A 17336-nucleotide genomic window follows, 5' to 3' on the forward strand; every position below is an offset into this window, starting at 1 on the left:
TCCCCGCATGGCCCGGCTCAGCCGGCCAGGCCCACCACCAGCCAGATGAACAGCGCGCCCGCGACCGTGAACAGCAGGGTCGAGCGGGCGGGGTGTTCGTGGTGGGCCTCGGGGAGGATCTCGGCGGCCGCGAGATAGAGCAGTACGCCGCCGAAGAGACCGAGATAGCCGCCGAGCAGGCCCTCCGGGATGGTGACGAACGCCGTGGAGGCGGCGCCGATCACCGGGGCCGCCGCGTCCGCGAACAGCATGGTCAGCGCCTTGCGGCGGGCGTTCCCGTACAGGCTGGTGATCGTGTACGTGTTGAAGCCGTCCGCGAAGTCGTGGGCGACCACGGCCAGGGCGACCGCCGCGCCCATGCCGCCGCCGACCTGGAAGGCCGCGCCGATCGCCACGCCGTCCATCGCGCTGTGACCGACCATCGCCGCGGCCGCCGTCAGCCCCACCTCGGGAGCCCGGTGGGAGTGCTCCTCACCGCCGTGCGAGGCCTGCCGGGCGGCGAGGGTGCGCTCCACGAGATGGGCGAGGAGGAAGCCGGCCACGAAGAGCAGCAGCGCCGCGGGCACGCCGAAGACCTCGTCCCCGGCCGCCTTCAGCGCCTCCGGCAGCAGATCGAGGCCGACCACCCCGAGCATCAGTCCGCCGGCCAGGCCCAGGACCAGGTGACGCCGGTCGGTCACCCGCTGTGCCGTCCAGCCACCGGCCAGCGTCATCAGGAACGCGCCGAGCGCGACGAAGACCGCCATGGGGACTTGTTATCCGATCAACGGCCGTTCGCGCACATCGGACGGCCGCGCCGACGGCACCCGTGACACTTTTGTACAGAGAGGACCCGATTTCCATGGCCGATGCCCCCACCGGCAAGGTGACCTTCGTCGGTGCCGGCCCCGGCGCCGCCGATCTGCTGACGTTCCGTGCCGCGCGCGCCATCGCCGAGGCCGACGTCGTGATCTGGGCGGCGAGCCTGGTCCAGGCGGAGGTCCTCGAACACGCGCGCGAGGACGCGGAGATCCTCGACTCGGCGACCATGTCGCTGGAGGACGTCGTCGCCGTCTACGAGCGCGCGCACGCCGAGGGGCTGCGCGTCGCCCGGATCCACTCCGGCGACCCGGCCCTGTGGGGCGGCACGCAGGAGCAGCTCGACCGGTGCGCGGACGTCGGCATCGCGACCGAGGTCGTCCCGGGCGTCTCCGCGTTCTCCGCCGTCGCCGCGCTCGCCCGGCGCGAGCTGACCATCCCCGAGGTGGCGCAGTCCGTGATCCTCACCCGGCTCGGCGGCGGCAAGACGCCGATGCCGCCCGGCGAGGAGGTGCGGGAGTTCGCCCGCCACGGCACGACCATGGCCGTCTTCCTGTCGGCGGCCCGCAGCGGGCAGCTGGTGCGGGAGCTGCTGGAGGGCGGCTATCCCACCTCCACCCCGGTCGTGGTCGCCTACCAGGCGACGTGGCCGGAGGAGCTGCTGGTGCGGTGCACGATCGGCACGCTGGAGGAGACGGTCAAGGAGCACAAGCTCTGGAAGCACACCCTCTTCCTCGTCGGCCCGGCGCTGGACGCCGAGGGCACGCGCTCGCACCTGTACCACCCCGGCCACTTCCACGGGTACCGCAAGGCCGACCCGGAGGCCCGCAGGGCGCTGCGCGAACGGGGGGCGAGTACGTGAGCGGCCCGATCACGGTCGTCGGTACGGGGACGGGGGCGCCGCTTCCCCACGACGTGCTGGACGGGGCCCGGCTGGTCGTGGGCGGCCGGCGGCATCTCGACGCGGCCCCGGTCCCTCCCGACGCCGAGCAGGTCGTCCTGGGCCCGCTGGCACCCGCCCTGGACGTCGTCGAGCGGCACCTGGAGAAGGAGGGCCGCGTCGTCGTGCTGGCCTCCGGGGACCCCGGGTTCTTCGGGATCGTGCGGGTGCTGGCGGAACGCTTCGGAGCGGACCGGCTGGACGTACGCCCTGGGGTGTCCTCCGTCGCCGCCGCCTTCGCCCGGGCCGGGCTGCCGTGGGACGACGCGGTGGTGGTCAGCGCCCACGGCCGGGACCTGCGCACCGCGGTCAACACGTGCCGGGCCCATCCGAAGGTGGCGGTGCTGACGGGTCCGGGCAGTGGGCCCGCCGAACTCGGAGCCGCTCTCGGGGCGGACGCCCGGGTGCTGTTCGTCGCCTCCGCGCTCGGTGCCGCCGGGGAGCGCGTCGAGCGGGTCACGCCCGCCGAGGCCGTCGGCCGGGACTGGGGGACGGACGTCAGTGTCGTGCTGTGTCTCGACGAGACGCGGGTGCTCGGCGGTGTGCGTACGGTCGCGGGGGCGGACGCCGGTCCCGCTCGCTGGGCGCTTTCCGAGGACGAGTTCGCGCACCGTGACTCCATGATCACCAAGTTCGAGGTGCGGGCCCTCGCGCTGGCCCGGCTCGGGCCCCGGCTCGGCGAGCTGGTCTGGGACGTCGGCGCGGGCTCCGGCTCCGTGGCCGTCGAGTGCGCCCGGTTCGGCGCCGCCGTCACCGCGGTCGAGAAGTCCCCGGACGGCGTCGAGCGGATCCGCGCCAACGCCGCCGCGCACGGCGTGGACGTACGGGTCGTGCACGGATCGGCGCCCGCCGCGCTGGACGGACTCGACGACCCCGACGCCGTGTTCGTCGGCGGCGGTGGGCGTGAGCTGCCCGCCATCGTCGCCGCCTGCGCGCGCCGCGCCCGGCGGACGGTCGTGGTGGCGATGGCCGCCCTGGACCGCGTACCCGCCGCCCGTGAGGCCCTCACCGGCGCCGGGTTCGACTGCGACGGCGTGCTGCTGCAGTCCTCCCGGCTCGCGCCGCTGCCCGGTGACGTGACCCGGCTGGCGGCGACCAATCCCGTTTTCCTGTTGTGGGGAGTCAGAACTCCCGTCTGTCGTGAAGGAGTCGCTCAGTGATCGGCCTCATTTCCGCCACCGCGGCGGGGACGGCTGCGCGGGACCGGCTGGCCGCCGCGTGGCCGGACCGTACCCGCGTGTACGAGGGTCCCGTCGGGGACGCCGTGCGGGCCGCGTTCGCGGAGTGCGAGCAGCTCGTGTGCTTTCTCGCCACGGGGGCGGTGGTACGGCTCCTGGCGCCGCTGCTGGGCGACAAGACGACCGACCCGGGTGTGGTCTGCGTCGACGAGGGCGGGCGGTTCGCCGTGTCGCTGGTCGGCGGGCACGGGGGCGGGGCCAACGAACTCGCCGCCGAGGTGGGCGAGTTGCTGGGCGCCCAGCCCGTGGTGACGACGGCGACGGACGCCACCGGCCTGGCGGGCCTGGACACGCTGGGGCTGCCCGTTGAGGGCGCCGTGGCGGCTGTCTCCCGTGCGCTCCTCGACGGCGAACCGGTCGTCCTGGACACCGAGGTGAGCTGGCCGCTGCCGCCCCTGCCGGTGGCCGCCGAGGGGTCCCACGTCATCCGGGTCACCGACCGCGCTGTCCAACCCGCCGAGCACGAGGTGCTGTTGCGGCCTCCGTCCCTCGTCGTCGGTGTCGGCGCCTCGAAGGGCGCGCCCGTCGAGGAGGTGCTGGAGCTGATCCAGGAGGCGTTGCGGGACGCGGGACTGTCCGTGCGGTCCGTCGCCGAACTCGCCACCGTCGACGCCAAGTCCGCGGAACCCGGCATCGTGCGGGCAGCGGAACGGCTCGGTGTGCCCCTGGTGACCCGCTCCGCCGAGGAGCTGGCCGCGGTCGAGGTCCCCAACCCCTCCGACGCGCCCCTCGCAGCCGTCGGCACCCCGTCCGTCGCCGAGGCCGCCGCGCTCGCCGGAGGCGGTGAACTCCTCGTCCCCAAGCGGAAGTCGGCGCGGGCGGACGGGCACGCCTCCATGGCGACCTGCGCGGTCGTACGACGTCCCGCGCGCGGCCGGCTCGCGGTGGTCGGGCTCGGTCCCGGCGCCCGCGACCTGCTCACCCCGCGCGCCAAGGCCGAGCTGCGGCGGGCCTCCGTGCTCGTCGGGCTCGACCAGTACGTCGACCAGATCCGCGACCTGCTGCGCCCCGGCACCCGGATCCTGGAGTCGGGGCTCGGGGCCGAGGAGGAGCGGGCGCGGACCGCGGTGGCCGAGGCGGGCAAGGGACTGGCCGTCGCGCTGATCGGCAGCGGGGACGCGGGCGTCTACGCCATGGCCTCGCCCGCACTCGCCGAGGCGTCCGACGACATCGACGTGATCGGCGTGCCGGGCGTGACGGCGGCGCTGGCGGCCGGGGCGATCCTCGGGGCGCCGCTCGGCCACGACCACGTGTCGATCAGCCTCTCCGACCTGCACACCCCGTGGGAGGTCATCGAGCGCCGGGTACGGGCCGCCGCCGAGGCGGACCTCGTGGTCACCTTCTACAACCCCCGCTCCCGGGGCCGGGACTGGCAGCTGCCCAAGGCGCTCGCGATCCTCGCCGAACACCGCGAGCCGACGACGCCGGTCGGTGTCGTACGCAACGCCTCGCGGCCCGACGAGTCCAGTCGGCTGACGACGCTGGCCGCGCTGGATCCGGCGACGGTCGACATGATGACCGTCGTGACCGTGGGCAACACCGCGACCCGCGACATCGCGGGGCGCATGGTCACGCCCCGCGGCTACCGCTGGCAGGAGGCCGCGTCATGAGCGACTCCGTCACGGGGCGGTTGAACCGCGTCGTCCACCCCATCGAGGAGGAGTCCTACCGCCGCCTGCGCGCCCGGCTGGACACCTCGCACTTCCCGCCGCTGACCCGGGCCGTGGTGGAGCGGGTCGTCCACTCCGCCGCCGACCTCGACTACGCGACCGATCTCGTCATGGACGAGGGCGAGTTGGCGAAGGCGCACACGGCGCTGCACGCCGGGGCGCCGGTCGTGGTCGACGTCGAGATGGTGGCCGCCGGGATCACCCGGCGCGAGACCGTCTGCCGGCTCCGGGACGCCAAGGCCGGTCCCGGGCTGACCCGTTCGGCGCACGCGATCCGGCTCGCGTACGAGCAGGTCGGTCCGGGCGCCCTCTGGGTGATCGGCAACGCCCCCACCGCGCTGGAGGAGTTGCTGACCCTGGACGTGGACCCGGTGCTCGTCATCGGCCTGCCCGTCGGCTTCGTCGGCGCGGTCGAGTCCAAGGCCGCGCTGCGGGGGAGCGGGCTGCCCGCCGTGAGCAACGTGTCCGAGAAGGGCGGTTCGGCGGTGGCCTCCGCCGCCCTCAACGCCCTGCTGTACCACCCCACTTCACCGTCCGAGGAGACAACGTGACCACCCCGCCGCCCGCCCTGCTCATCGCCGGTCACGGCACCCGGGACGAGGCCGGGGCCGAGGCGTTCCGCGACTTCGTGCGGGAGCTCGGCCGCCGTCACCCCGAGCTGCCCGTCGCGGGCGGCTTCATCGAGCTGTCCCCGCCGCCGCTGGGCGAGGCGGTGGCCGAGCTGGTGGAGCGGGGGGTACGGCGGTTCGCGGCCGTCCCGCTGATGCTGGTGTCCGCCGGACACGCCAAGGGCGACATCCCGGCCGCGCTGTCCCGCGAGAAGGAACGGCACCCGGGGATCTCGTACACCTACGGCCGCCCGCTGGGCCCGCACCCCTCGCTGCTGGCGGTGCTGGAACGCCGGCTCGACGAGGTGCTCGGCGCCGGCGGCCCCGAGGACCGGGCCGATGTGACCGTGCTGCTGGTCGGGCGCGGCTCGACCGACCCGGACGCCAACGCCGAGGTGCACAAGGCGGCGCGGCTGCTGTGGGAGGGACGCGGGTACGCCGGGGTGGAGACGGCGTTCGTGTCGCTCGCGGCGCCGGACGTGCCGAGCGGATTGGAGAGGTGCCGGAAACTGGGCGCGCGGCGGATCGTCGTCCTGCCGTACTTCCTGTTCACCGGCATCCTGCCGGACCGGGTGAAGGAGCAGACCGGGGAGTGGGCGGGCGCGCACCCGGAGATCGAGGTGCGGTCCGCCGAGGTCATCGGGCCCGAGCCGGAGCTGCTGGACCTGGTGATGGAGCGGTACCAGGAGGCCGTCAAGGGCGATCTGCGGATGAACTGCGACTCGTGCGTCTACCGCATCGCGCTGCCGGGCTTCGAGGACAAGGTGGGGCTGGCGCAGCAGCCGCACTTCCACCCCGACGACGACGGCCACCATCACCACCACGGGCACCACCACGGCGGACACGCGCATGCCCACTGAACACGACCTGCGGCACCACGGCGACGCCGAGGTGCGTGACGACGGGGCCGCGCTCGTCGACCTGGCGGTGAACGTCCGCGCGGACACGCCCCCGGTGTGGCTCCGGGAGCTGATCGCGGGCTCGCTGGGGTCGCTGGCCGCCTACCCCGACGGGCGGGCGGCCCGGGCGGCGGTGGCGGCGCGGCACGGGTTGCCGGTGGAGCGGGTGCTGCTGACGGCGGGGGCCGCGGAGGCCTTCGTCCTGCTCGCCCGTGCGCTGAAGGTGCGTCAACCGGTCGTGGTGCATCCGCAGTTCACCGAGCCGGAGGCGGCGCTGCGGGACGCCGGGCACACCGTGGACCGGGTGCTGCTGCGGGAGGAGGACGGCTTCCGGCTCGGTCCGGAGGCGGTTCCCGAGGACGCGGACCTAGTGGTGATCGGCAACCCGACCAATCCGACGTCGGTGCTGCATCCGGCCGACACGATCGCCCGACTCGCCCGCCCCGGGCGGACGTTGGTGGTCGACGAGGCCTTCATGGACGCGGTGCCGGGTGAGCGCGAGGCGCTGGCCGGGCGGACCGACGTGCCCGGACTCGTCGTCCTGCGCAGCCTGACCAAGACCTGGGGTCTGGCCGGGCTGCGCGTCGGGTACGTCCTCGCCGCCCCGGAGACCGTGGCCGAACTGGAGCGCGCCCAGCCGCTGTGGCCGGTGTCCACGCCGGCGCTGGCCGCCGCCGAGGCCTGTGTTGCCCCGAGGGCGCTGGCGGAGGCCGCCCACGCGGCGCACCGCGTCGCCGCCGACCGGGCCCATCTGGTCGCCGGGCTCGGCGCGTTCGCCCCGGACGGGCTGCGGGTCGTCGAGCCCGCCGAGGGCCCCTTCGTCCTCGTCCGGCTGCCCCGGGCCGCCGCCGTGCGCCGGCACCTGCGCGACCTGGGGTTCGCGGTGCGGCGCGGTGACACCTTTCCGGGGCTGGGCGAGGAGTGGCTGCGGCTGGCGGTGCGGGACCGGGGGACGGTGAACGGGTTCCTGCAGGCGCTGGATCGGGCGATGACGCTGGCCAGGGCCTGATCCGCGGGTCACGTTCAGTGCTGTGTCACATACCACTCCGGTTGCGCCGGGCCACCGCCACCGCTCCCCCGCCCGCCAGCAGCAGGGCGATCGCGCCGCCCGCGAGGTACGGGGTCAGGGAGCTGCCGCCGGTCTCGGCCAGGTCCGCCTTCTTGGCGGGTTCTGCGGGGGCGCCCTGCGGCCTGACGTCCCCGGCGGGCTCCGTGCTCGGATCCGCCGCCGCGGGCGCCGCCGGGGTCTCGCAGGTGGCCCTGGCGAGGGTGAGACTGCCCTTGACGTCGGCGACGTTGAGCTTCAACGGGTTGACGGATACCTGGAGTACGAGGGCGGTGGCGGCGGCCGTGCGGGACGCCGTCTCCCGCTGTGACAGGTCGAGGCGGACCTCGCCGACACCGGGGACCTTGACGTCGGTCGTGCCGCCGGCCGTCACGGTGACCTTCCTGCCGAGCACGGTGACGGCGCCGGGCAGGTGCGTCTCGGCGACCGGTGCCCGGCCCACCGCGCAGGTCGCCCTGGAGGTGACCTGCTCGATCTCCACTAGGGACAGCAGGGGCAGGCCAGGAACGTGCACCTTGGCGTCGGCGAGGTTCGTGTAGGCCTCGGCCCCGCTGCCGGTGACCGTGGCCTTCGCGGTCGCCGTGCGCGCGTCCAGGACGCTGAACGGCCTTCCGCCGTCCACCCCGTCCAACTTCGCGGTCAGGGCGGTCTGTTCGGCACTGCGCGGCGCCTCGACCTGGTTGAGGGCGAGGGCGAGCGGGACGTTCACGGTCTTGTCGGCCAGGGACACGTCGAGCCCGGTGCGCAGCACGACGGCGCTCGCCCGGCCCTGGTCACCGGTCGCGTGCGCGGTGCCCGCGCCGGCCAGGGCCGCGGGACCGGCGGCAAGGGCGGTGGCCGTCGCGACGGTGGCCAGACGGCGTGCGGGCATGCGGAATTTCTTGCCGTTCAAGGTGGGGACCCCTCGGAGGAGACGTGCTCGGGACCCGCCAAGAATTACGCACGACGAGTGAACTGGCGGCTTTCCGCCGCCACTTCACTCCATCGTGGGCCCTGCGTGAACGTTTTCGAATCCATCGGCACAGGCGTTCCACTGTTTCACCGCCGTACCGCCTCCCGGGCCCGTGCGACGGTGCACGGAGGGGTGACGCACCGGCGTGCGAGACGGCGCGCGGAACGTCAACGGGAGGATCGTCGACCAGCCGCTTCACCTACTAACCGACGATCCGCCCGTTCAGCACGATCCGGCGCGGGGCCGCGAGAACGCGTACGTCGACCCTCGGATCGTCCCCGTAGACGACGAGGTCGGCGGGCGCGCCCTCGTCCAGGCCGGGGCGGCCGAGCCAGGCCCGGGCGCCCCACGTCGTCGCCGACAGTGCCTCGACGGCCGGGATGCCGGCGGTGACCAGTTCGGCGACCTCGCCCGCGACCAGGCCGTGCGCGAGGTGTCCCCCGGCGTCGGTGCCGACGTAGACCGGGATGCCGGCGTCGTGGGCGCCGCGCACCGTGTCGTAGCGGCGCTCGTACAGGCTGCGCATATGGGCCGCCCACTGCGGGAACCTGTCCTCGCCGCCGGCCGCGAGCTGCGGGAAGGTCGCGATGTTGACGAGGGTCGGGACGATGGCGACCCCGCGCTCGGCGAAGAGCGGGATCAGGTCGTCGGTCAGGCCGGTGGCGTGCTCGATACAGTCGATGCCGGCTTCGACCAGGTCCTTCAGGGAGTTCTCGGCGAAGCAGTGCGCGGTGACCCGGGCGCCGAGCCGGTGGGCCTCGGCGATGGCAGCCTCCACCGCGTCACACGGCCAGCTGGGGGCGAGGTCGCCGAGGTCGCGGTCGATCCAGTCACCGACCAGCTTGACCCAGCCGTCGCCCCGCCGCGCCTCCCCGGCGACGTACTCGACGAGGTCCTCGGGCTCGATCTCGTGGGCGTAGCCGCGCATGTAGCGGCGGGTGCGGGCGATGTGCCGGCCGGCCCTGATGATCTCCGGCAGGTCCTCGCGGTCGTCGACCCAGCGGGTGTCCGAGGGCGAGCCGGCGTCGCGGATCAGGAGGGTGCCCGCGTCCCGGTCGGTCAGCGCCTGCTTCTCGGCGACGTCCTGCTCGACCGGGCCGTGCGGGCCGAGGCCGACGTGGCAGTGGGCGTCGACGAGGCCGGGCAGGGCCCAGCCGTCGACGGTCCGCACATCACGTGCGCCGGCCGGACGGTCGTAGGAGACACGACCGCCGACCACCCACAACTCGTCGCGGACGTCCTCGGGTCCCACGAGGACCCGGCCCTTCACGTGCAGTACCGCCTGATCGCTCATGGGGCTCAGCCTAGGACGACCGGCGGGACCGGGTGCGGACGGCCGGGAGGATCGTCAGCCGGTCCCGCCGACCTGGTCCGAGGTCTCCTCCTCCACCTGGGCCATGGCGGGGTCGAGCAGCCGGGAGAGGAAGTGGCGGGTGCGGTCGTGGGCGGGGGCGCCGATGACCTGGTCGGGGGCGCCGTCCTCGACGATCACTCCGCCGTCCATGAAGACCACCCGGTCGGCCACCTCCCGCGCGAAGGTCATCTCATGGGTGACGACCATCATGGTCATGCCCTCCCGCGCGAGCATCCGCATGACCGCGAGGACGTCCCCGACCAGCTCCGGGTCCAGGGCCGAGGTGGGTTCGTCGAAGAGCATCACCTCGGGGCCCATGGACAGCGAGCGGGCGATGGCGACGCGCTGCTGCTGGCCGCCGGAGAGGGAGGCGGGGTAGGCGTCCGCCTTCTCCGACAGGCCCACCCGCTCCAGGTTCTCGGCGGCCACCTTCGCCGCCGTCGCCTTGTCCCGGCGCAGCACCCGCCGCTGCGGCAGGGTGAGGTTCTCGGTGACCGTGAGGTGCGGGAAGAGGTTGAACTGCTGGAAGACCATGCCGATACGGCGGCGTACGGCGTCGATGTCGACGTCGGGATCGGTCAGTTCGGTGCCGCCGACGAAGACCTGGCCCTTGGTCGGCTCCTCCAGCAGGTTCACGCACCGCAGCAGCGTCGACTTGCCGGAGCCGGAGGGGCCGATGACGCAGACGACCTCACCCTGGCGGATCTCCAGGTCGATGCCGCGCAGGACCTCGTTGTCGCCGAACGACTTGTGCAGGCCCCGGACTTCGATCTCGGGTCCCGCCGAAGGCTGCTGCTCGCTCATGTGACGGCCTCCTGGGCCTTGGCCTCCATCCGGCGCACGACGAAGCCGAGCGGGATGGTCACCAGCAGGTAGCACAGGCCGGCGACCAGGATCGGCGTGGAGTTGGCGGTCGTACTGGCCAGGTCGCGGCCGTACTTGGACAGTTCGCGCTCCTCCAGGGTGACGCCGAGGAAGAGGACCAGTGAGGAGTCCTTGAAGAGCAGGACGAGTTCGTTGGTCAGCGGCGGGAGGATGATGCGGAACGCCTGCGGGATGATGATGGAGATCATGGCGCGGGCCGGGGAGAAGCCCAGGGAACGGGCCGCCTCCATCTGCCCCTTGGGCACCGCCTGGATGCCGGCGCGGATCGTCTCGGCCATGTACGCGGCGGCGACCAGGCCGAGGGCGAGGGCGACCTTCCCGTACGTGCCGCCGACGATCTCCGTGCCCGGGAAGGCGAGCGGGACCGCGACGCCGATGAAGATGAAGATCAGCAGGGCGGGCAGTCCGCGGAAGATCTCGATGTAGACGCCGGCGACCCAGCGGTAGGGGCCGACGGACGACAGCCGCATCAGCGCGATCACCATGCCGAGGGCGAGTCCGACCACGAAGCCCGACAGCGTGTACAGCACGGTGTTCTTCAGCGCCAGCGTGATGACGTCGGGGAACATCTGCTTGGCGATGCCGCCCTGCGCGAACTGGTTCTTCAGCCGCCCCCAGTCCGCCGAGACCGCGAAGGCGATGACGGCGGCGACGAAGACGACGTACTGCGCGCCGCGCGACAGGCTGCGCTTCTGACGTCGCGTCAGGCCCTTCTTCTTCGGCTGGAGCCGTACGTCCGTGGCGGTCATGAGGCCGACGGGGACGCCGCGGACTGGTTGTAGGGGCCGATCCACTTCTCGTACAGCTTCCTGTACGTGCCGTCGGCCTTCGCGTCCTTGATCGCCTTGTTGATGGCGGCCAGGAGCTTGGTGTTGCCCTTCTTGACCGTGAAGCCGTACTGCTCACCGGTGTTGATGTTGTCGACGAGCTTGAAGGCGTCCGCGTTGGCCTTGGTCTTCAACCAGCCCTGGACGACCGGGTAGTCGATGATGACGGCCTTGACCTGGCCGGTGCGCAGTCCGTTGAGGACGGCGTCGGAGGACTCGAAGGAGACCGGGTCGAAGCCCTGCTTCTTGGCGTAGTCCTCACCCGTGGTCTGCGCCTGCGCGCCGAGCCTGGCCTTCTTGGCCTTGGCGTCGGCGAGGGAGGTGATGCCGCTGCTCCTGGCGACGAGGAGGGCCTGGGTGGCGTCGAAGTACGGGTCGGAGAAGTCGACGTTCTTCTTGCGCTCGGCGGTGATGGTCATGCCGGCCGCGGCCAGGTCGCATTCGCCGGAGTTGAGGAAGGCGCCGGTCTTGAAGTTCTCGAAGGGCGTGTCGAGGATCTTCTGCTTCACGCCGAGGTCCTTGGCGACGAGGTCGATCATCGACACGTCGAAGCCCTGCACCGTGCCGTTGATCTCGGACTGGAAGGGCGGGTACGGCAGGTGGGTACAGGTGGTGAGCTGTCCGGCCTTCACCAGCTCGACGCCGCCGGCGGCGGTCTTGCTTCCGCTGCCGCCACTGCCGCTGGAGGTGCAGGCGGCCACGAGCACCAGCGAGGCGGTGACGGTGGTGGCGGCCAGGGCACGGGGCAGGGCGTGGCTTCTGCGGCCGGGGACGGTGTACACGGGAACCTCCGGTGGGGCGGGAGTGCGAAGTCACCGGCAGGGGTGGAAGTGGGGTGCCGGTTACTCTCGACACCTGTACCCCATGACCGAGGAGAAGGCACCGCCGTGACACATCCGTTCCTTGACCTGGCCCCGCTGAGCGCCGCCCGCTTCGCCGAGATCGAGGACCGGGTCGCCCGTTTGCTGGACACCGGTCAGGACGTCGTGATCATGCAGGGCGAGGCACTGCTGCCGCTGGAGGGGGCGATCCGGGGTGCGGCCGGTCCCGGGACGACCGCGCTGAACGTGATCACCGGGCCGTACGGGCAGACCTTCGGGAACTGGCTGCGGGACTGCGGTGCGACGGTGATCGACCTCGCGGTGCCCTTCCACACGGCGGTGACCGCCGACCAGGTCCGGGACGCCTTCGCCGAGCACCCGGAGATCGACTTCGTGTCCCTGGTGCACGCGGAGGCGGCGACCGGCAACACCAATCCGGTCGCGGAGATCGGCGAGGTGGTACGGGAGCGGGGCGCGCTCTTCTACCTGGACGCGGTGGCGTCGATCGGTGCCGAGCCGGTCCTTCCCGACCCTTGGGGTGTCGACCTGTGCGTCATCGGGGCGCAGAAGGCGATGGGCGGGCCGGCCGGGGTGTCGGCGGTGTCGGTGAGCGAGCGGGCGTGGGCGCGGATGGCGGCGAACCCGGCGGCGCCGCGGCGGTCGTACCTCTCCCTCCTGGACTGGAAGGAGCGCTGGACCGACGCCGGCCGCACCGCGCTGCTGCACGCTCCGGCGCAGTTGGAGATGCTGGCGCTGGAGGCGTGCGTCGAGCGGATCGAGACGGCCGGGCTGGAGACGGTGACGGCCCGCCACGCGTCGGCTGCCGCCGCGACCCGGGCGGGGGCGCTCGCGCTGGGCGGTGGGCTGGAGCCGTACGTGTACGAGGCGCGCGAGGCGGCACCGGTGGCGACGACACTGCGGGTGCCGGCGGGGGTGGTGGCGTCGGAACTGGTGACGCGGGCCCTTTCGACGGACCCCACCCTCCCGCTGGCCGCGGGCGGCGGAGCACTGGCCAAGGAAATGATCCGGGTCAACCACTACGGCCCGGACGCGACGCCGGAGGCGGTCCGGGCCAGCCTGACGGCACTGGGCACGACGCTGTCGGAGAAGGGCCTGAGCGTGGACGTGGAGGGAGCAGGACGGGCGGTGGAGGCCAACTGGGGCTGAAAAGGGAGCCGTTGGCGGCGGGGCTTCGTGGCATGCTCCCGGCATGACCACCGAGACCCCGCAGACGCTTCCCGACGGCCGGCCCATCCCCCTCCTCACCGGTGACGAGCGGGCCATGCTGGAGAGCTGGCTCGACTTCCACCGGGCCACGCTGGAGCTGAAGTGCCGAGGGCTGGACGACACGCAGGTGCGGGCCGCCGCGGCGGGGTCGTCGTCGCTGACGCTGCTCGGACTGGTGCAGCACCTCGCCGAGGTGGAACGGAACTGGTTCCAGCGCGTGGTCGCCGGGCTGGACGTGCCGCCCGTGTTCGGAGAGGAGAACGAGACCGGGTACGGGCTCGATCCGGAGCGGGGGATCGATGAGGCCTTGGGTGCCTGGCGGCGGGAGATCGCGCGGGGGCGGGAGGTGTGTGCCGGGCGGTCGCTGGAGGAGGTCGGGCGGGTCGCCGACGGTCCCATGGCCGGGGTCGAAGTCAGTCTGCGGTGGGTGTTCGTTCATCTCATCGAGGAGTACGCGCGGCACAACGGGCACGTGGATATTCTTCGGGAGTGTATCGACGGGGTTACCGGGGCCTGAATTCGGCGTGATTAGCGGGGCCCTTTTCTTGGTACTTTTCCGGGCAGCTTCCCGTCTTCTTCTGCCCGGTTTTCATCTCTCTAAACGCAAAGATTTCGCGAACGTCGGCGGGGTTAATTCGGGCAGATCTCGTGAGGGTTACGCGGCTGTGACGCGTTACACATCCCGCCCGTTTTGTGCGGTATCTGCCGTGCAAACCGGGTGAATCGGCGTCGACCTCACCTATGAACTCGCGCCCGCGCGATAACACATCAGGCGCCCGTGCGTAACCCCGTCCGGCCATGCATTTTTCATTTCCGCTCGGTAAGTTCATTTCGCATGACTGCCGCACAAGCAGACCGAGCAGAACCCCGAGCAGAACTGCACATCGACCGACCGACGGTGGCGGACGGCGCCGCGCTGTGGCGAATGGCGCGGGACTCGAAGACGCTCGACCTGAACTCGTCGTACAGCTATCTGCTGTGGTGCCGCGACTTCGCCGCCACCTCCGCCGTGGCCCGCGACGGCCGCGGCGAACCGGTCGGCTTCGTCACCGGCTACGTACGGCCGGACCGCCCCCGCACCCTGCTGGTGTGGCAGGTGGCGGTCGACGAGGCGTACCGGGGCCGCGGACTCGCCGCCCAGCTGCTGGACGGGCTCGTCGCGCGGAGTTCGGCCAGCCACCGGATCACCGCCGTCGAGACCACCATCACCCCCGGCAACACCGCCTCGGAGCGCCTGTTCACCTCGTTCGCCGAGCGGCACGGCGCCGAGGTCGAGCGCGAGGTGCTGTTCGCCACCGAGGCGTTCCCGGACGGACCGCACGACCCCGAGGTCCTGTACCGCATCGGTCCCCTCTCCCTCTGACCGCCCCCCTCACCAGCCGCCCCACTGACGACCCCACACACTCCCCCCACGCAACGAGGAGCGATTCGTCGTGACCATCACCCAGCCCGACCTCAGCGTCTTCGAGACCCTCGAGTCCGAGGTGCGCAGCTACTGCCGCGGCTGGCCCACCGTCTTCGACCGTGCGCACGGCAGCCGCATGTACGACGAGGACGGCCACGAGTACCTGGACTTCTTCGCCGGCGCCGGCTCACTCAACTACGGCCACAACAACCCGGTGCTGAAACGGGCGTTGATCGACTACCTGGAGCGCGACGGCGTCACGCACGGGCTCGACATGTCGACCACCGCCAAGCGGACCTTCCTGCAGACCTTCCAGGACCTGGTGCTGCGGCCGCGCGACCTGCCGTACAAGGTCATGTTCCCGGGGCCGACGGGCACCAACGCCGTGGAGTCCGCGCTGAAGCTGGCGCGGAAGGTGAAGGGACGCGAGGCGATCGTGTCGTTCACCAACGCCTTCCACGGGATGTCGCTCGGGTCGCTGGCCGTCACCGGCAACGCCTTCAAGCGGGCCGGGGCGGGCATCCCGCTGGTGCACGGTACGCCCATGCCCTTCGACAACTACTTCGAGGGCACGGTCCCGGACTTCCTGTGGTTCGAGAGGCTGCTGGAGGACCAGGGCTCCGGGCTCAACAAGCCCGCCGCCGTGATCGTGGAGACCGTGCAGGGCGAGGGCGGCATCAACGTGGCGCGTCCCGAGTGGCTGCGCGCGCTGGCCGATCTGTGCGAGAGGCAGGACATGCTGCTGATCGTCGACGACATCCAGATGGGCTGCGGTCGTACGGGCGCCTTCTTCTCGTTCGAGGAGGCCGGGATCACCCCGGACATCGTCACCGTCTCCAAGTCCATCAGCGGCTACGGACTGCCCATGTCGCTGTGCCTGTTCAAGCCCGAGCTGGACATCTGGGAGCCGGGCGAGCACAACGGCACCTTCCGCGGCAACAACCCCGCCTTCGTCACGGCCACGGCCGCCCTGGAGTCGTACTGGGCGGACGGGTCCGCGATGGAGAAGCAGACCCGGACGCGCGGCGAGCAGGTCGAGCGGGCGCTCGCCGCGATCAGCGACGAGAACCGCGCCGACGTCAAGGAGTACCGGGGCCGCGGGCTGGTGTGGGGCATGGAGTTCCACGACAAGGAGCGCGCCGACCGGGTCGCCCGGCGCGCCTTCGAACTCGGCCTGCTCATCGAGACGTCGGGCCCGGAGAGCGAGGTCGTCAAGCTCCTCCCGGCGCTCACCGTCACCGCCGAAGAGCTCGACGAGGGCCTCAGCGTCCTCGCCCGCGCCGTGCGCGAAACCCGCTGAGAAACCCGCTGAGAACCATCGAGACAGAGGAGAAGTGCGGCACTGTGATCGTCCGTTCGTTCAAGGAGATCGAGGGCACCGACCGGCATGTGAAATCCGCGTCCGGCACCTGGGAGAGCAAGCGCATCGTCCTGGCCAAGGAGAGGGTCGGCTTCTCGGTGCACGAGACGATCCTGTACGCGGGTACGGAGACGCACATGTGGTACGCGAACCACATCGAGGCCGTCGTCTGCACCAAGGGCGACGCCGAGCTGACCGACCGCGAGACCGGCCGGACGTACCACATCACGCCCGGCACCATGTACCTCCTCAACGGCCATGAGCGGCACACGCTCAAGGTCAAGGAGGACTTCCACTGCATCTGTGTGTTCAACCCGCCGGTGACCGGCCGGGAGGACCACGACGAGAACGGCGTCTACCCCCTGCTCACCGAGCCCGAGGAGGTGTGAGAACCCCATGACCACCGTCACCGATCTCTACCCCAGCCGCGGCCCCGCCGAGGTGTCCGTCCCCCGTCAGGACCCGGTCGTCTGGGGATCCCCGGACACTCCTGGCCCGATCCCCGCGGTCGACCTGCAGTCCTTCGAGCGGGACGGCTTCCTCGCCGTCGACCAGCTGATCGGCCCGGACGAAGTCGCCGTCTACCAGCGTGAGTTGGAGCGGCTGACCACCGATCCGGAGATCCTCGCGGACGAGCGCTCGATCATCGAGCCGAAGTCCAAGGAGATCCGCTCGGTCTTCGAGGTGCACCGGATCAGCCAGGTGTTCGCGAACCTGGTGCGCGACGAGCGCGTCGTCGGCCGGGCCCGGCAGATCCTCGGCTCGGACGTGTACGTCCACCAGTCGCGCATCAACGTCAAGCCCGGTTTCGGGGCCAGCGGCTTCTACTGGCACTCGGACTTCGAGACCTGGCACGCCGAGGACGGCCTGCCCAACATGCGCACGGTGTCCGTCTCGATCGCGCTGACCGAGAACTACGACACCAACGGCGGGCTGATGATCATGCCCGGCTCGCACAGGACGTTCCTGGGCTGCGCCGGCGCCACGCCCAAGGACAACTACAAGAAGTCGCTGCAGATGCAGGACGCGGGCACGCCCTCGGACGAGGCGCTGACCAAGATGGCGAGCGAGTACGGCATCAAGCTCTTCACGGGCAGGGCCGGTTCGGCGACCTGGTTCGACTGCAACTGCATGCACGGCTCCGGCGACAACATCACGCCGTTCCCGCGCAGCAACGTGTTCATCGTGTTCAACAGCGTGGAGAACGCGGCGGTGGAGCCGTTCGCGGCGCCCGTACGGCGACCGGAGTTCATCGGGGCACGGGACTTCACCCCGGTGCGCTGACG

Annotated in this window: 18 protein-coding genes; 12 read left to right on the forward strand and 6 right to left on the reverse strand. The window is 71.9% G+C overall.

Annotated elements, in window-relative coordinates:
- Positions 1-17: 17 nt before the first annotated feature.
- A complete protein-coding gene (locus MKW14_RS14730; protein ID WP_240862992.1) occupies positions 18-746 on the reverse strand; it encodes a ZIP family metal transporter in 729 nt (242 codons plus the stop codon).
- 95 nt (positions 747-841) lie between these two features.
- Here MKW14_RS14730 and cobM point away from each other — a divergent pair, with 95 nt between their 5' ends.
- The 6 genes from cobM to cobC are packed head-to-tail and all read left to right on the forward strand — an operon-like array spanning position 842 to position 7162.
- Positions 842-1660: a precorrin-4 C(11)-methyltransferase gene (gene cobM / locus MKW14_RS14735; RefSeq protein WP_240862993.1), complete on the forward strand. Its 819-nt coding sequence runs from the start codon at positions 842-844 to the stop codon at positions 1658-1660.
- Positions 1657-2898, forward strand: a complete 1242-nt coding sequence (cbiE, locus tag MKW14_RS14740; protein WP_240862994.1) for a precorrin-6y C5,15-methyltransferase (decarboxylating) subunit CbiE — start codon at positions 1657-1659, stop codon at positions 2896-2898. Before cobM ends, cbiE begins: the two co-directional genes overlap by 4 nt.
- Positions 2895-4586: a precorrin-3B C(17)-methyltransferase gene (gene cobJ / locus MKW14_RS14745; RefSeq protein ID WP_240862995.1), complete on the forward strand. Its 1692-nt coding sequence runs from the start codon at positions 2895-2897 to the stop codon at positions 4584-4586. The genes cbiE and cobJ overlap by 4 nt, the downstream gene beginning before the upstream one ends.
- Positions 4587-4606: 20 nt before the next feature.
- Positions 4607-5197: a precorrin-8X methylmutase gene (locus MKW14_RS14750; RefSeq protein ID WP_240863185.1), complete on the forward strand. Its 591-nt coding sequence runs from the start codon at positions 4607-4609 to the stop codon at positions 5195-5197.
- Entirely contained in the window at positions 5194-6114 is a 921-nt protein-coding gene (locus MKW14_RS14755; protein ID WP_240862996.1) for a sirohydrochlorin chelatase, read from the forward strand. Before MKW14_RS14750 ends, MKW14_RS14755 begins: the two co-directional genes overlap by 4 nt.
- The gene (cobC, locus tag MKW14_RS14760; protein WP_240862997.1) at positions 6104-7162 is read left to right on the forward strand and encodes an Rv2231c family histidinol phosphate aminotransferase CobC; all 1059 of its coding nucleotides are present in this window, start codon (positions 6104-6106) and stop codon (positions 7160-7162) included. Before MKW14_RS14755 ends, cobC begins: the two co-directional genes overlap by 11 nt.
- A 25-nt stretch (positions 7163-7187) precedes the next feature.
- Here the strand turns inward: cobC and MKW14_RS14765 are convergent, their stop codons facing one another.
- From MKW14_RS14765 to MKW14_RS14785, 5 genes are all read right to left on the reverse strand, one after another.
- On the reverse strand, positions 7188-8111 hold the full coding sequence (locus MKW14_RS14765) for an SCO1860 family LAETG-anchored protein (protein ID WP_240862998.1): 924 nt from the start codon (positions 8109-8111) through the stop codon (positions 7188-7190).
- Positions 8112-8373: 262 nt separating this feature from the next.
- On the reverse strand, positions 8374-9465 hold the full coding sequence (locus MKW14_RS14770; RefSeq protein WP_240862999.1) for an amidohydrolase family protein: 1092 nt from the start codon (positions 9463-9465) through the stop codon (positions 8374-8376).
- Between the two features lie 54 nt (positions 9466-9519).
- Positions 9520-10329 carry an amino acid ABC transporter ATP-binding protein gene (locus tag MKW14_RS14775; RefSeq protein ID WP_240863000.1) on the reverse strand — a complete coding sequence of 270 codons (810 nt, stop codon included), beginning with the start codon at positions 10327-10329 and terminating at the stop codon, positions 9520-9522.
- Complete coding sequence (locus MKW14_RS14780) at positions 10326-11159, reverse strand: amino acid ABC transporter permease (protein ID WP_240863001.1); 834 nt, start codon at positions 11157-11159, stop codon at positions 10326-10328. The genes MKW14_RS14775 and MKW14_RS14780 overlap by 4 nt, the downstream gene beginning before the upstream one ends.
- Positions 11156-12019 (reverse strand): transporter substrate-binding domain-containing protein, encoded by an 864-nt coding sequence (locus tag MKW14_RS14785; protein ID WP_240863002.1) that lies wholly within the window; start codon positions 12017-12019, stop codon positions 11156-11158. Before MKW14_RS14785 ends, MKW14_RS14780 begins: the two co-directional genes overlap by 4 nt.
- A gap of 105 nt (positions 12020-12124) precedes the next feature.
- Here MKW14_RS14785 and MKW14_RS14790 point away from each other — a divergent pair, with 105 nt between their 5' ends.
- The 6 genes from MKW14_RS14790 (at position 12125) to thpD (ending at position 17334) form a co-directional block, all read left to right on the forward strand.
- Positions 12125-13225 carry a pyridoxal-phosphate-dependent aminotransferase family protein gene (locus MKW14_RS14790; RefSeq protein ID WP_240863003.1) on the forward strand — a complete coding sequence of 367 codons (1101 nt, stop codon included), beginning with the start codon at positions 12125-12127 and terminating at the stop codon, positions 13223-13225.
- A gap of 43 nt (positions 13226-13268) precedes the next feature.
- The gene (locus MKW14_RS14795; protein ID WP_240863004.1) at positions 13269-13802 is read left to right on the forward strand and encodes a DinB family protein; all 534 of its coding nucleotides are present in this window, start codon (positions 13269-13271) and stop codon (positions 13800-13802) included.
- A 318-nt stretch (positions 13803-14120) separates the two neighbouring features.
- Positions 14121-14648: a diaminobutyrate acetyltransferase gene (ectA, locus tag MKW14_RS14800; protein WP_240863005.1), complete on the forward strand. Its 528-nt coding sequence runs from the start codon at positions 14121-14123 to the stop codon at positions 14646-14648.
- A gap of 70 nt (positions 14649-14718) precedes the next feature.
- A complete protein-coding gene (gene ectB / locus MKW14_RS14805; RefSeq protein WP_240863006.1) occupies positions 14719-15990 on the forward strand; it encodes a diaminobutyrate--2-oxoglutarate transaminase in 1272 nt (423 codons plus the stop codon).
- 44 nt (positions 15991-16034) lie between these two features.
- Positions 16035-16439 carry an ectoine synthase gene (locus MKW14_RS14810; protein ID WP_240863007.1) on the forward strand — a complete coding sequence of 135 codons (405 nt, stop codon included), beginning with the start codon at positions 16035-16037 and terminating at the stop codon, positions 16437-16439.
- A 7-nt stretch (positions 16440-16446) separates the two neighbouring features.
- The gene (gene thpD / locus MKW14_RS14815; RefSeq protein ID WP_240863008.1) at positions 16447-17334 is read left to right on the forward strand and encodes an ectoine hydroxylase; all 888 of its coding nucleotides are present in this window, start codon (positions 16447-16449) and stop codon (positions 17332-17334) included.
- Positions 17335-17336: the final 2 nt, after the last annotated feature.

The organism is Streptomyces gilvus (assembly GCF_022513565.1).
Classification (GTDB): Bacteria; Actinomycetota; Actinomycetes; order Streptomycetales; family Streptomycetaceae; genus Streptomyces; species Streptomyces gilvus.